We start from the raw sequence: 13,965 nt of genomic DNA, 5'->3' as shown, positions 1-13,965 counted from the left end.
GCTGCGACGCGGAAATCGCGCGCCGTTGCCGCGCCCCGCAGTGCCCGCTTCCCCCGAGAACAATTATCAGTGCAGGTCACAGGGGTGGCGGTTTTGGGTGTGCTCGGCAGATCGTAAAAAGTCTACTCACTTGTAATTTGGGCCTTTGGTCGTGGGGGTTGCTGGTCCCGCTTTGGTTGTCGAGGGAGGGTGAATTGAAGCGCCCCCGTACGCTCCATGCTACAATCGCGGGCATGCCCCACAACCACATCTGCCTTCGAAAGGAGCCTACGTGGCGAACGCCATCGATCAGCTCACGGACCGCGTGCTCATGCTCGGCCGTCTCACCATCGTCCGCCGCGCTATTACCGCCGTGGCGGTCACAATTTCCGCCGTTCTCCAGACATTCCTGATCCAGGCGTTCATTCAACCCGCCGACCTGCTTCCGAGCGGTCTTACCGGCGTCGCGGTCCTGCTCGATCGCGTTACCTCGCTCGGCGGCGTTCATATTGACATCTCGCTCGGTATGCTCGCGCTCAACATCCCCGTGGCGCTCCTATGTTGGAGCGGCATTAGCAAGCGCTTCGTCATCTTCTCGATGATGCAGGTCGTGCTCTCATCGCTGTTTCTCAACGTCTTTCACTTCGCTCCGTTTTTGGGCGACAAGATCATGCTTATCATTTTTGGCGGCGTGGTCTCGGGTCTGGGCGCTGCCATCGCGCTTAAGTCCGGCGCATCCACCGGCGGCACCGACTTTATCGCGTTATGGGTCTCCAACCACACGGGCAAGACCATCTGGGGCGTCATCTTTGGTTTCAACTGCTTTATCCTGGCGATCTTTGGTTTTATGTTTGGCTGGGACAAGGCGGCGTACTCCATCGTGTTCCAGTTTATTTCGACCAAGACCATCGACAGCTTCTATCGTCGCTACGACCGCGTGACGCTGCAGATCACGACGCGCAAGGCAGACGAGGTCATGACCGCCTATGTTGACCATTTTCAGCATGGCATTAGCTGCGCCGAGGTCATTGGCGGATACAGCCGCGAGAAGATGTACTTACTGCACGCCGTTGTCTCGACCTACGAGAGTCAGGACATTATCAAGCTGGTGTGCGACATTGATCCCGGCGCTGTGATCAATGTGTTCCACACGCTCAACTTTGTGGGCGGCTGGTGGGGCGGTCATGTCGACGAGCCCATGCCCACGGCCGTTCCCGATCCCGACAAGCCCGCACGCATGGCCAGCAGGCAGGCGCGCCTCAGCGAGCAGGACAGCCTGCAGCAGGACGACGGCAAGTAGGGTTTTGGCATTTTGCTGGCCCGGCGCAACCCTTCCGTATGAGCCCCACGAAAGCCCCGTTGCTTTCGAGGGACTTTCGTTTGCCCAGATAAAACCTGCCAAAATGAAGCTGTCGCTTTTTGGTAGGGAGGGTGTATCGTTTTATCAATATGAGGTAACATGAAACTAGACGTTATATACGTATTAGTTATTTCAATATTTCGATAAGAGTGATTAGATATGCCTGCGCCCAAAAATGCACCGCTTTACCAGCAGATTTACGACGAAATCAAGGATGCGATCGAGAAAGGTGTTTATGCACCCAAGGAGCGTATTCCGTCCGAGCTTGAGCTAGCCGAGCAGTACGACGTGAGCCGCATTACGGTGCGCCGCGCCGTCGAGGAGCTGTGCTCCGATGGCTACTTGGTTAAGCAGCAGGGCCGTGGCACCTTTGTCTCCACGCCGCACATCAACCGCCAGTTCCACGCTTCGACGCTGCAGACGTTTACCGCGCTGTGTGCCGATAATGACATGAAGGCGGGCGCGCATGTGGTCGATCGCCAGATTGTGCCGGCACGTCAAAACGAGATGGAGTTCTTTGGCCTGCAGAAGGACGCGCTGCTGCTGCACATCAAGCGCGTGCGTACGGCCGACGGCGAGCCCATTTTTGAGGAGAACATCTTTGTGCCGTTTGACGCCTACCGTGAGCTGTTGACGGCCGATCTTGAGGACAAGTCGATTTTTGCCGAGGTCGAGCGTGTTGGCGGAACGCCGATTGTCTCGGTTGGTTACCGCACGGTCGAGGCCGTTCGTGCCAATACCGAGCAGGCGGCCGAGTTGGGCATTGCTCCGCACGATCCACTGCTCAACCTGCGTGCCGGCTTTATCGGCCCCAATGGCGAGCCGGTCCTGATGGGTAAGCAGTACTACGTGGGATCGCGCTACGTTATGGTGATGTAAGTTACGCGGTTTTACCAAACCGCGTAACGGCTCGACGCTGCGCCTTTGGTTCCGCCGTTCTAACGAACGACGGACCAGTCGACGCTGCAAACGCCCCTAAGCGGCAATCTGACGTTCAATCGTCGGTCGCGTACCGAAGTACGCTTCCCTCCTCTTTCACGTCACCTTGCTCGCTTAGGGGCGTTTTCGCTGGCTTATGCTCAACCAACGGCGTTTCCGCGTTTGTCAAGAGATTAGTCATTGGGGACGTTCTTAAATGACTAGTCGTTGGGGACGTTCTTGTTTGACTAGTCGTTTAAGAACGTCCCCAACGACTAGTCTGGGCGGCGGCCGTGCGGCAGCGGTCCGCGTGGCGGCGTATAATCGGCGGCAGATGACTTAGACGTTAGGAAACCATGACCGATAGCATGCAGCAGATGGCGCTCGACACGCTCGGCGCCTATTTTGGCTACACCTCGTTTCGCCCGGGGCAGGACCGCATGGTGGATGCGATTCTTGCCGGCCGCGATGCGCTCGGCGTTATGCCCACAGGCGCCGGCAAGTCCATTTGCTACCAGGTGCCTGCGCTTATGCTGCCCGGCATCACCTTTGTGGTGAGCCCGTTGCTGTCGCTTATGGAGGACCAGACCCGTGCGTTGCTCGCGGCGGGTGCGCGGCCCAGCTATCTCAACTCCAGCCTTACGCCGGCTCAGCAAAATACCGTGCTCAAGCGGGCGCGCGAGGGCCGCTATCAGCTTATGTATGTGGCACCCGAGCGTCTGCTCGAGCCGCGCTTTTTAGCCTTTGCGCAGGAAGCCGCGGCGGACGGTGGCATTGGCGTGCCGCTCGTGGCCATTGACGAGGCTCACTGCGTGAGCCAGTGGGGCCAGGATTTCCGTCCCGCTTACTTGCAGATTCGCGAGTTTATTGATTCGTTGCCGCGGCGCCCGATCGTGGCGGCGTTTACCGCCACGGCGACCGAGCGCGTGCGCGCGGACATTCAGCAGATGCTCGGCCTGCAAAATCCCGCGACGGTAGTGACGGGCTTCGATCGCAAGAACCTCTACTTTGGTTGCGAGGAGATGGGCGATAAGGCCAAGACCGCGTGGGTGCGCGACTACGTGATCGCGCATTCGAGCGAGAGCGGCATCGTGTATTGCTCGACCCGCAAGACGGTCGATGCGCTGGCAGGCGAGCTTGCCGAGGCGCTGGGCCCCAGCGGCATTCGCGTAGGCCGCTATCATGCCGGCATGGGCAACGACGCCCGCCGCCAGAGCCAGCGTGCCTTTATCGACGACGACATCCAGGTGATGGTTGCTACCAACGCCTTTGGCATGGGCATCGACAAGCCCAACGTGCGCTACGTGATTCACAACAACGTGCCCGAGAGCATCGAGGCATACTACCAAGAGGCGGGCCGCGCTGGCCGCGATGGCGACCCGGCCAGCTGTTACTTGCTGTGGAACGGTAACGATTTTCGCATGCGCCGCTTTCTGATCGATCGCGGCGATGCTGCCGACGAGGCGCTCGATGACGAGCAGCGCGCGTGGGCGCTCCAGAACCGTTATCGCCTGCTCAGCCAGATGGAGGGCTACTGCAATACCACCGGCTGCCTGCGCGAATACATGCTGCGCTACTTTGGCGACGAAGCCGCGGCCGAGCATGCGGTTGTGGCTGCTGCGGGCGGCACCGCAGACGACGCCGAGGGCTGCGGCAACTGCAGCAATTGCCTCACGCAGTTCGAGGTCGAGGACGTCACCGATATGGCCCGCGCCGCCGTGCGCTATGTGGCTACGCGACCCATGCGCTTTGGCAAGTCGCTGATCGCCGATGTGCTCCACGGCGGCAACACCGAGCGCATTCGCCAGATGCATCTGGACGAGGACCGCGGCTACGGTGAGCTGTCGAGCGAATCGGTCGGGCGCATCAAGGACATCATCGGCCAGCTGTGCGGCCGCGGCTATCTGGCCACCTCGCAGGGGCAGTACCCGGTCGTGGGGCTGGGCCCGCGTGCCGGCGAGGTCGAGGACGAGGCGTTTGCCTTTACCGTTAAGCGTCGCGCGTCCAAGCGCAAGGCCTCGGCCCGCGCCCGCCGCGCCGTCGATCTGCTGCGTGAGGAGGCCGAGCTGGATCAGCGCCCGCGCGTGGGCGACGACGCCGAGCTGTTCGAGCGTCTGCGCGCCCTCCGCAAGGAGATCTCGACGGAGCTGGAGATGGCGCCGTATATGGTCTTTTCCGACAAGGCCCTGCGCGGCCTGTGCCGCCTGCGTCCACAGACGCGCGACGAGCTGATCCAGGTCAACGGCATTGGCGAGAAAAAAGCCGACGCCTTTGGCGAGCAGTTTATGGCGGCGATTGAAGAGTTTGAGTCCGAGCATGCGCGGGATGGAGCGTAACGATGGCTTTCGATAGCAAGACCGACCGTACTGACGTATCCGCCGTGCCGCTGTACCAGCAGGTCATGGACGATTTAAAGGGCGAGATCGCGCGCGGCGTGTACGTGGCCGGCTCGCGTATTCCTTCCGAGATGGAGCTCGCGAAGTCCTACGGCGTGGGGCGCGTCACCGTGCGCCGCGCCATCGAGGAGCTGTCACGCGCGGGGTATCTCAACCGCCAGCAGGGGAGGGGTACCTTTGTGTGCGCTCCCAAGCTCAAACGCAAGATTCGCCAGAAGGGTGACGTCCAGAGCTTTACTGAGGGTTGTGCTGCCAACGACATGGTGCCGGGTGCGCGTCTGGTGTCGCGCACGGTGGTCGCGGCGACGCACGAGGATGCGGCGTTCTTTGGCGTGGAGCCCGGCTGCGAGCTTATCGTGGTCGAACGCGTGCGCACAGCCGACGGCATCCCTGTCATGCTTGAGAACAACGCCTTTGTGCTCGGCGACCATCCCTACCTGCAGACGCTGGCCGATGAGGACCTCACCGATAACTCAATCTTTGCGCTCGTTGCCGAGCATTCGGGTCGCGCGCCGCTCAAGTCCGACCCCTGCACCGTGGAGATTGCGCTTGCTGATGCTCAGGCGGCCCCACTGCTGGAGGTGCCGGTCGGCGAGCCGCTCTTCTATATGGAGGCGTACTTTACCGATGAGGACGAGCGCCCCTTGCTGCTCGGACGCCAAAAGATCGTGGGCTCGCGCTACGTCTTCGACATCTAACGTCCACAGATAGAACAACATAGAACAAATTTGCCGGGATGACTTCACGGGCGTTGTTACACGTGTTATAAATAGGACAACATAGAACGACAGCAGGTACGAGCTGCCGTCGCTCAAAGCTGCCCCACAAGGAGGAACATCAGGATGAACGCACATGATCTGGTTCAGGAAATCATCGAGCGCAAGGGCAAGATCGAGAACGTCTTTTGGATTGCCTGCGGCGGTTCGATGATCGACCTGATGCCGGCCAACGAGCTGCTCAAGCGCGAGGCCACCACGTTTACCTCCACGGTCTATACTGCGCGCGAGTTCTGCCTGATGGCCCCCAAGAGCCTCGGCGAGAAGTCGCTCGTCATCGCCTGCAGCCACAGCGGCAACACGCAGGAGGTCGTCGACGGCTGCGAGATGGCGCTGGCTGCCGGTGCCGAGGTCGTTGCCATGACCGACTGCGAGGGCTCCAAGATCGATAGCGGCAAGTGGACCACCTGGGTCTATCCGTGGGGCGAGGGCGTGCCGCAGTCCGAGGTCCCGCAGGGTATCGGCGCTCTGATCGCCGCCGAGCTGCTCGACCAGCAGGAGGGCTACGAGGCGCTCGCTGACATGTACGAGGGTCTTAAGCAGATGGACGCGCTGCTGCCTGCCGCCCGCGAGAAGGTCAACGCCGAGCTGGGCGCCCGCTTTGCCGAGCTCTGCCAGCAGCACAAGTTCTTCTACATCCTGGGTTCCGGCCCCAACTTTAGCCAGACCTACGCCATGGCCATCTGCTCGCTTATGGAGATGCAGTGGCAGCACTGCTGCTACATCCACTCCGGCGAGTACTTCCACGGCCCCTTCGAGGCCACCGAGCCCGGCGTGTTCTACTTTGTGCAGCTCGGCGCGGGCGAGTGCCGCCCCATGGAGGAGCGCGCGCTTGCGTTCCTCAACACGCACACCGACACGATCATGGTGCTCGACGCGCTCGAGTACGGCGTGGGCGAGGTACCTGCCAGCGTGCGTTCGTTCCTAGAGCCGATCTTCTTCTATGCGATGAGCTGCGAGCTGCGCGCCGCCCGCGGCAAGGTCTTCGACCACAGCCCCGAGTTCCGCCGCTACATGGGCGTCGAGCAGTACTAAGTAACGGGAATTATCTTTTTTTGGCGGGGTCTGCGCTGAGCGCGGGCCCCGTTTTGCGTTGTGGCGGCCGAATTTGTTCGGTTGGAAAACGAGGTCTAATACTTTTCCGCGAAGTGAACGAGTAAAAACGGACCTTCGAAGCATCGACGCTTTTCAGGCACCGTTTCCTGCGGTTTCATCGAGTTTTTCTTGCTGTTTTGGCGCCAAAAAGTGTGGATGCTTCGGGGGTCCAAAATAGGTCGTTCACTTCGCGGAAAAGTATTAGACCTAAATTTGCAAGCGTGCCGCATGAGTCAAAAAAGCGGGCCGCGCCGGGGGTTTCCGGCGCGGCCCGCTTGGGATCGCGCTTAGATTCACAAGGTTGCGGCAGTCGGTGCCCTACTTTGCGTCGTAGGCTTCGGCATCCCACCAGTCGAGCTGGGCGATGTTGTCGCGGATGTGCTGGCAACTCTTGTGGAAGCCCTCGAGCTCGTGCTCGGACAGGTCGAGTGTGTAGACCTCCTCGACGCCCTCGGCACCGATCACGCACGGCAGGGAGGTGAAGATGCCCTCCTCGCCATACTGGCCGGTCATGAGCGTGGAGGCGGAAAGCACGGCGTGCTCGTTGTGCAGCACGGCGGCGCAGACGCGCGCGGCGGAGTTGGCGACGGCGTACTCGGTGCACTGCTTGCCCTGGTAGGTCACATAGCCGCCCTTGCGCGCGAGCTCCTCGACCTCCATGTGGTCGAAGGCGTACTTGTCGGGGTTCTCGGCCTGAAGCTCAGTCAGGCTCTTGCCGGCGATGGTCGCGGCCTTAAAGGCGGCCAGCTGGCTAAAGCCGTGCTCGCCGATCATGTAGGCGTCGATGGACTTGGGGCTCACGCCGACCTTCTTGGAGATCTCGGTGCGCAGGCGTGCGGAATCCAGACCGCAGCCCGAGCCGATGATCTTCTTGGGATCGTAGCCGGTCAGGTGCCACAGCTCGGTGCACACGACGTCGCAGGGGTTGGAGATGCTCACGAAGATGCCGTCGAAGCCGGCGTCGACGATGCGCTTGGCAAAGGTGCGGGCGGCGTCGGTGGTAAAGAACAGCTCGCCGTCGCGGTTGCCGGCGGCCAGCGCGACCTTACCGGCAGCGTTGACGATGATGTCGCAACAGGCCAGCTCCTCGTAGTGGTCGTAGCAGTTGACGATCTTGGTGTTGTACGGGACAAACGAAAGGGAGTCGCGCAGGTCCTGGACCTCGGACGTCACCTTGGCCTCGTTGATATCGCACAGGTACAGCTCGTCGGCAATGCCCTGCATAAGCAGGCTGTTGGCGACATGTGCTCCTACGTGGCCCTGGCCGACCACACCGATCTTACGCGTCTGGTACATACGAGTATCCTTCCGGCCGAGTTTTTTGCGTCGAACCATTGTAGCGTCCTGCCGTCACTTTGCTAGACTAAAGCGCCGTAGATTTTTGGGACATGCCTTAATCTCTACTTTTGGAGTGATTTGGGCCGCTGGCGGCATCGCTGGGCGATGTGCTCGCGCGGATAGGGCCGCTCGTTGTACCATAGCTGCAACTGACTCGTAAGGAGCATCCATGCCCATTCGCATCCCTGACGCCCTCCCTGCCGCCGCGCAGCTCGAGAGTGAGAACATCTTTGTCATGACCGAGTACCGCGCGCTGCACCAAGACATCCGCCCGTTGCGCGTGCTCATCCTCAACCTCATGCCCACCAAGATCGCCACCGAGACGCAGATCATGCGCAAGCTCTCCAACACGCCGCTACAGGTGGAGGTGGACCTGCTGCGTACCAAGACGCACGAGGCCACGCACGTGAGCGCCGGCCATCTGGAGACGTTCTACCGCACATTCGACGACATCCGCGACATCCACTACGACGGTCTGATCATCACGGGCGCGCCGGTGGAGCAGATGCCGTTCGAGGAGGTCGACTACTGGCTCGAACTCTGCCAGATCATGGACTGGTCCACCACGCATGTGCACTCCACGCTGCACATTTGCTGGGGCGCGCAGGCGGGCCTGTATCACCACTACGGTATTCAGAAGTACGACCTGCCGGCCAAGGCGAGCGGCGTGTTCGAGCATCATCTGGTAAAGCCGCAGAGCCCGCTGGTCCGCGGCTTCGATGACCTCTTCTATGCCGTGCATTCGCGCAACACCGATGTGCGCCGCGAGGACGTGGAGGCCGAGCCGCAGCTTGAGGTCGTGGCCGTGTCTGACGAGGTGGGCCTGTACATCGTCAAGTCGACCGACAGCCGTCGCTTCTTTGTCTTTGGGCATCCCGAGTACGATACCGACACGCTGCGCCTGGAGTACGAGCGCGACGTGAAACGCGGGCTTAATCCCCAGGTGCCGGCGCATTACTTCCCAGGTGACGACCCCACCGCCGAGCCGCGCAACGTCTGGCGCAGCCAGGCTCAGTTGCTCTACACCAACTGGCTCAACTACTACGTCTACCAGACCACACCCTACGACCTAGCCCGCGCCGGCGAGGAGCACTAGGCTGCCGGGAGGTACGCTGGCATTTAGGCGCTGACGATGTTGGGCAGTGGCAGGTCGTGCGCATCGGTGGGAACGTGGTCGACGCGCTGTTCGTCAAAGGCGATGCCGACGATTTGGCATGCGGGCGAGAGCATGGGCAGGTAGCGGTCGTAGCAGCCTCCGCCGTAGCCCAGGCGCGCGCCGGTGCGGTCGAAAGCTACGAGCGGCACGACGATCATGTCGAGTGCTTCGGCAGACACGATAGGAAAGCGGCTGCTGTCGATGTCCGTAGCCGCGAAGGCCCGCGTGGGATGAGCGATAAACGGGGCCTCGGACGCATCGCCGGCAGAGACTGCCCGCATGCACATGCGCTGGCCACAAGCCATGGCGTCTGTTGCCGAGAGCATGCACGGATAGGCTACGCGCCAGCCGCGTTTGGCGGCCGCAGCGGCAAACGCGGCTGGGTCGACCTCGGAACCCATCGCGGCATAGACGGCAACGGTGTGCAGCGCCGCGGCATCCAAGCGCCCCAACAACTCAACAAGCCGCGCGCATACAACAGCAGACTTTGCCGCCCGAACATCCAAATCAATAGCATTGCGCCGGGCAATCACCGCCCGCCGCAACTCAGTCTTATCCATCCCAGCCTCCTCTAGCAAACCTGCCAAAAAGGGACAGGTTTATTTTGGCAGGTTCTATCTGGGCAAACGCGATGAATTCAAACCAAAACCACCACAAAGGTGCCTGTCTCCTTTGTGGTGATACGAACGCTTGTTCTATACGTACATTTGTTCTATAGTGGGCATGCTTGCATTGGATATAATTCGCAACTAGAATATAGTTGCAGGATGTGGGGCGGGATGACTCGGACCGATAAACTTATCGCTCAACTGCTTGGCTGTCCTCCGACGTATAGATACGCTGACTTTCTTAAAGTAATGGCCTCGTATGGCTTTGAGATGGACAACAAAGGCAAGACATCCGGATCGCGCATTCGCTTTTACAGGCCATCGGACGGCAGGATGTTTGTGATGCACGCGCCTCATCCATCTGACGAATTGACGGCGGGGACCATCCGAAACATTGTTCGATTTCTACGGGATGTCGGAGGTTGCCATGAGTAACGTTTTGGCTTACAAGGGCTATTTTGCCCCGGTCGAGTTCGATGCCGAGCAGCACATATTAACCGGAATGGTTGCCGGCATTAGAGATGCAATTGTGTTTGAAGGCTCTACGGTTACAGAAGTGGAACAGTGCTTTCACGACGCCGTCGATGATTACCTCAAGTTTTGCGCCGAGAAGGGCAAGGAGCCTGAACGAGCTTTTAAGGGTTCGTTCAATGTGAGAACGGGTTCCGAGCTTCATAAGCAAGCAGCGCTGGCAGCGGCAAAGAAGGGTGAATCGCTTAACAGATTTGTGGCCGAAGCAATCGCCGCAGCGTTGTAGTACGGCCCAATAGCCATCAAAACCATCACAATGGGGACAGTGCACCTTTGTGGTGGTTTTTGCTGGGGGAGTGGGCGTCCTTGGTGGTTCGTCTCGATCTGTAACAGTAGCTCGGCAAAATTGAACCTAGCTGTTACAGATTGAGACAAAGGGCTGGCGCCATTCGGAATTGTTTCGATCTGTAACATCTGGAGCCGATATCTTCGTCTAGGTGTTACACATTTAGACAAACTGGTGGGACGGGGCAGGCCGAAGTCGGACCGCCTGTCCCGTCCGCGGCAAAAAGAAAAGGTAGATTTTTAGGCATGTCCCAAAAATCTACCTTTGCGCGTTAGGCCAACAGGTCGATTACGTTGAAGCCGGCGTTGCTCTTGGCGATGACTTCGCGGTCGCCGAAGACGCAGGTGGGCGATTCGGCTGCGATGCGTGTCACGTCGGCGCCGAGCGAGCGCAGTTCAGCGGGCGTGGCGGCGAGCATCTGGGCGCGGCGCTCCTCGCGGGCGTGCGGATCGAGTCCGGCAAGGTAGGTCGTGTTGCGGCGCTTGGTGAGCGCGTATGGCTTCACGGGCGCGTCCATGCCGCTCACGCAGCTCACGATAAAGCCCTCGAAGGCGGCCTCGTCGGGCTCAAAGCTGCCGAGCCACGCACCCGCGCGCTCCATGCGCTCAATCGAAGGATCGACCGCCGGGTCTCGGTAGGTGTAGAACGCCGTCTGGCGCTCGCCGGCAGCGCGGAATCCGCAACCATACGCGCCGCCCTTTACGCGAATCTCGTTCCACAGGTAGTCGTAGGAGAGCGCGTTGGCGGCCACCGCCCAAGCGCCCGTCACGTCAATGTTCAGGCGACGAGGATCACAGGCGCGCGCCGCAAAGCAGATGTCGCTGGGGATGACAAAAGCCTCGTGACGGTCGCGCGGCTCCGGCACCACGAGCGTGGCGCGGCCAGCGCCAGCGCCGTCGCCCGCGCCCAGCCCCAGGTCGCCCGCGGCGGCCCAGTATGCCTCAAAGTCCTCATCGCTGCCGGTAAAGCTCGCCATGCAGCCGTCGGCCACAAAGATACGCTCTGCCAGCTCGGCAAGCTTGGTACGCAGCCCGTCCAGGCGCTCGTCAAAGTGCTCGAGCAAATCGCGCAGGAACAGGTAGAAGTCCACGCCCGAGAGCTGCTCGCGTACCACGGCCGAAGGCGAGCTGTAGCTCATCGCGCGGCCCAGCGCCGCGGAGTGACCGTTGTTGATAAATCCCTGCTCAAGCCCAATGCGAATCTGCGTGAGCACGTCGCGCACGCGGTCGGCATCGGCGTCTGCCAAAAGCGTGCTCGACCACACCTCGCGCGGCAGGCTCGCCAGCGCATCGATCTTCTCGGACAGGGCGCCGGCGCTCACCAGCAGGTAGGGGCGCACGCCGTCCACGTCGGGCTGCGTCATGACTTCGGTCGTAAAGCTCAAAAAGCCCAGCTTGCCGGCGAGCAGGTTGTCGAGTTCCTCGGCCGAGTGCTCGCGCGTGGGCAGCTGCTTAAGCAGGCGGCAGAGCAGCGTCACGTAGGGCAGGTCCTCAAACGAGACGCAGCTCAGGTCGAAATACTGCATGGCGTAGGCCAGGCGGTTGGTGGGGATGCCGTGGCGCAGGCAGGGGATGGGCGCGGTCGTGTCCACGACGAGCGGCGGCTCGGGGCGTGCCTCGCCAATGTCGGACACGCGCAGGCGCGGCAGCGTTGCCTTGGCCTCGGGCGTGTCCTCGGCCTCCTGCGCGGCACGCAGCGCGGCCGTGCGCTCGACCACATCGGCCAGCTCGGCGTCGGTCATGGCGTCGCGCTTGGCGGCAAGCTCCGCAGCCTCGGCGCTCTCCGCGCCCTCGGCGGCGTCCGCCGGCACCAGCTCGACCAGCGCCATGTGATCGTTCTCCAGCACCAGCTCGCGCAACAGATCCTCAAAGTAGCTGCCGTCCAGCTCGCCGCGCAGCTCCTCGTACACCGGGCCGTACTTGAGCGCCAGCGTCGCGGCGCCGTCATCGTAGAGCCACGTGCTCAGCGCGTCGCACGCAATGGCCACGCCGTCGGCGATGCCATAGTCGCGCTGGCGCAGGTCGTACTCGTTGCTGCTGATGATGGCCTCCAGGCGCTCGCGCGGAATGCCGTGCTCGCACAGGTCGCGACAGGCGTCCTGGAACACGCGGCGCAGCTCGCGCGCCACGCCGGGCTGCGCGTTCTGCAGCATGATGAGCTCGTAGGGCTGCAGACTCTCGGCCGCGGTGTAGCTCACCACGTTGCCGCCCAGGCCTGCGGACAGGATAGCCTTCTTAACCGGTGCCTCGTTGGACCCCAGCAGTGCCTCGAACAGGATATCCGCCGCGATCGTGCGCTTGCGGTCGAGCGCGTTACCCAGCACCAGGCCCATGCCCACCATGGCATTCTCGGGCGTGGTGGCCATCTCGACGCGCTTATACTCGCAGGTCACGGGCGCCTGCACGTCCAGCGGATTGGGCGCCAGCGCGGACGGATCCTCGCCGGCGGCAGCGGCGGCGTCCATGCGGCGGCTCGCGGCGCTCGACTGCGACAGATAGCGCTCGTCCAAAAACGCCAGCGCGCGGTCCACATTCAGGTCGCCGTAGAGCGTTATATAAGAGTTGGAAGGATTGTAGTGGCGCGCGTGCGTGTCCAGGAACTGCTCGTAGGTGAGCGCGGGAATCGCGCGCGGGTCGCCGCCGCTCTCGTGCGCATAGGCGGTATCGGGATAGAGCGCGGCGTTGACGGCGTCGTCCAGCACGCTCATGGGATCGGATAGCGCACCCTTCATCTCGTTGAACACCACGCCGTTGTAGCGCAGCGTGCCCGCGCGCAAGTCCTCGGGGCGGGCCTCGCCGGCCTCGCCCTCGCCAGCCTCGCCCTCCGGCAGGTCCAGCTCGTAGTGCCAACCCTCCTGCTCAAAAATGGTGGGCTTGGTGTAGATGGCCGGGTTGAACACCGCGTCCAGGTACACATCCATCAGGTTGTACAGATCCTGCTCATTGGTGGTGGCGACGGGGTAGATGGTCTTATCGGGGTAGGTCATGGCGTTGAGGAACGTCTGCATGGAGCTCTTGATCAGGTCGACGAACGGCTCCTTGACGGGAAACTTGGCCGACCCACACAGCACCGAGTGCTCAAGAATATGGAACACGCCGGTGGAATCGGCCGGCGGCGTCTTAAAGCCAATGGCGAAGGCCTTGTTCTCGTCGTCGCATGCCAGGTACAGCAGGCGCGCGCCTGAGGCGGTGTGGCGCAGCACGTAGGCGTCCGAGTCGAGCTCGGGCACGGACTCGCAGCGCTCGACGGCAAAGCCGTGGCAGGTGGTACCGGGAACCAGCAGTGCGGCAGCGGCGGCGCGCGGATCGGTTGAAGAAGTGGGCATATGCAGTCTCCTTTGACGCCCCAGCGGGGGCGAATCGAGTCGAATCCCCGAGAGTATACCCATATGGAGCGTCCGGCCTGCGACGAACTGGAGGTAATGCTGGCGGGAAGTCGATGCATCCTGGTAGCGCGCAGAGATGTGGTGTAAGAGGCGGGGCATGCCCCGCCTCTTCCCTTTCTTGAAAGGGAGGGGACACC

The 13,965-nt window shown here is 61.7% G+C and carries 11 protein-coding genes; 8 read left to right on the top strand and 3 right to left on the bottom strand.

The genetic code is table 11. From position 1 onward, the window contains the following. Window positions 1-271: 271 nt before the first annotated feature. From AB5Z14_RS10015 to AB5Z14_RS09995, 5 genes are all read left to right on the top strand, one after another. Window positions 272-1,279, top strand: a complete 1,008-nt coding sequence (locus AB5Z14_RS10015) for a YitT family protein (RefSeq protein ID WP_368131288.1) — start codon at window positions 272-274, stop codon at window positions 1,277-1,279. A 219-nt stretch (window positions 1,280-1,498) separates the two neighbouring features. Continuing rightward, window positions 1,499-2,218 carry a GntR family transcriptional regulator gene (locus AB5Z14_RS10010; protein WP_368131287.1) on the top strand — a complete coding sequence of 240 codons (720 nt, stop codon included), beginning with the start codon at window positions 1,499-1,501 and terminating at the stop codon, window positions 2,216-2,218. A gap of 395 nt (window positions 2,219-2,613) precedes the next feature. Continuing rightward, the gene (locus tag AB5Z14_RS10005) at window positions 2,614-4,593 is read left to right on the top strand and encodes a RecQ family ATP-dependent DNA helicase (protein WP_368131286.1); all 1,980 of its coding nucleotides are present in this window, start codon (window positions 2,614-2,616) and stop codon (window positions 4,591-4,593) included. A 2-nt stretch (window positions 4,594-4,595) separates the two neighbouring features. After that, window positions 4,596-5,351, top strand: coding sequence for a GntR family transcriptional regulator (locus AB5Z14_RS10000; protein ID WP_368131285.1), 756 nt, complete (start codon window positions 4,596-4,598; stop codon window positions 5,349-5,351). Window positions 5,352-5,495: 144 nt separating this feature from the next. After that, window positions 5,496-6,464, top strand: a complete 969-nt coding sequence (locus AB5Z14_RS09995) for an SIS domain-containing protein (protein WP_368131284.1) — start codon at window positions 5,496-5,498, stop codon at window positions 6,462-6,464. Window positions 6,465-6,842: 378 nt separating this feature from the next. On the opposite strand, the gene AB5Z14_RS09990 is transcribed toward AB5Z14_RS09995, so the two are convergent. Then, entirely contained in the window at window positions 6,843-7,820 is a 978-nt protein-coding gene (locus AB5Z14_RS09990) for an L-lactate dehydrogenase (protein WP_368131283.1), read from the bottom strand. Window positions 7,821-8,031: 211 nt separating this feature from the next. Here AB5Z14_RS09990 and metA point away from each other — a divergent pair, with 211 nt between their 5' ends. Then, window positions 8,032-8,958: a homoserine O-acetyltransferase MetA gene (metA, locus tag AB5Z14_RS09985; protein ID WP_368131282.1), complete on the top strand. Its 927-nt coding sequence runs from the start codon at window positions 8,032-8,034 to the stop codon at window positions 8,956-8,958. Between the two features lie 23 nt (window positions 8,959-8,981). On the opposite strand, the gene AB5Z14_RS09980 is transcribed toward metA, so the two are convergent. Continuing rightward, the gene (locus tag AB5Z14_RS09980; RefSeq protein ID WP_368131281.1) at window positions 8,982-9,578 is read right to left on the bottom strand and encodes a 5-formyltetrahydrofolate cyclo-ligase; all 597 of its coding nucleotides are present in this window, start codon (window positions 9,576-9,578) and stop codon (window positions 8,982-8,984) included. 207 nt (window positions 9,579-9,785) lie between these two features. On the opposite strand from AB5Z14_RS09980, the gene AB5Z14_RS09975 reads away from it, so the two are divergent. After that, on the top strand, window positions 9,786-10,061 hold the full coding sequence (locus AB5Z14_RS09975; protein WP_368131280.1) for a type II toxin-antitoxin system HicA family toxin: 276 nt from the start codon (window positions 9,786-9,788) through the stop codon (window positions 10,059-10,061). After that, window positions 10,054-10,383 (top strand): type II toxin-antitoxin system HicB family antitoxin, encoded by a 330-nt coding sequence (locus AB5Z14_RS09970; RefSeq protein WP_368131279.1) that lies wholly within the window; start codon window positions 10,054-10,056, stop codon window positions 10,381-10,383. Before AB5Z14_RS09975 ends, AB5Z14_RS09970 begins: the two co-directional genes overlap by 8 nt. 331 nt (window positions 10,384-10,714) lie before the next feature. Here the strand turns inward: AB5Z14_RS09970 and AB5Z14_RS09965 are convergent, their stop codons facing one another. Then, window positions 10,715-13,768 carry an insulinase family protein gene (locus tag AB5Z14_RS09965; RefSeq protein WP_368131278.1) on the bottom strand — a complete coding sequence of 1,018 codons (3,054 nt, stop codon included), beginning with the start codon at window positions 13,766-13,768 and terminating at the stop codon, window positions 10,715-10,717. Window positions 13,769-13,965: the final 197 nt, after the last annotated feature.

The organism is Collinsella aerofaciens (assembly GCF_040910265.1).
Classification (GTDB): Bacteria; Actinomycetota; Coriobacteriia; order Coriobacteriales; family Coriobacteriaceae; genus Collinsella; species Collinsella aerofaciens_BK.
Note: the sequence above shows the minus strand (reverse complement) of the source record. Positions and strands in the feature narration are given on the sequence as shown.

Excerpts from the sequence above, each read along its gene's own strand:
- AB5Z14_RS09990 (WP_368131283.1), bottom strand. The coding sequence starts at position 7,820 with ATGTACCAGACGCGTAAGATCGGTGTGGTCGGCCAGGGCCACGTAGGA.
- AB5Z14_RS09995 (WP_368131284.1), top strand. The coding sequence starts at position 5,496 with ATGAACGCACATGATCTGGTTCAGGAAATCATCGAGCGCAAGGGCAAG.
- AB5Z14_RS09980 (WP_368131281.1), bottom strand. The coding sequence starts at position 9,578 with ATGGATAAGACTGAGTTGCGGCGGGCGGTGATTGCCCGGCGCAATGCT.
- AB5Z14_RS09970 (WP_368131279.1), top strand. The coding sequence starts at position 10,054 with ATGAGTAACGTTTTGGCTTACAAGGGCTATTTTGCCCCGGTCGAGTTC.
- AB5Z14_RS10010 (WP_368131287.1), top strand. The coding sequence starts at position 1,499 with ATGCCTGCGCCCAAAAATGCACCGCTTTACCAGCAGATTTACGACGAA.
- metA (WP_368131282.1), top strand. The coding sequence starts at position 8,032 with ATGCCCATTCGCATCCCTGACGCCCTCCCTGCCGCCGCGCAGCTCGAG.
- AB5Z14_RS10000 (WP_368131285.1), top strand. The coding sequence starts at position 4,596 with ATGGCTTTCGATAGCAAGACCGACCGTACTGACGTATCCGCCGTGCCG.
- AB5Z14_RS10005 (WP_368131286.1), top strand. The coding sequence starts at position 2,614 with ATGACCGATAGCATGCAGCAGATGGCGCTCGACACGCTCGGCGCCTAT.
- AB5Z14_RS09975 (WP_368131280.1), top strand. The coding sequence starts at position 9,786 with ATGTGGGGCGGGATGACTCGGACCGATAAACTTATCGCTCAACTGCTT.
- AB5Z14_RS09965 (WP_368131278.1), bottom strand. The coding sequence starts at position 13,768 with ATGCCCACTTCTTCAACCGATCCGCGCGCCGCCGCTGCCGCACTGCTG.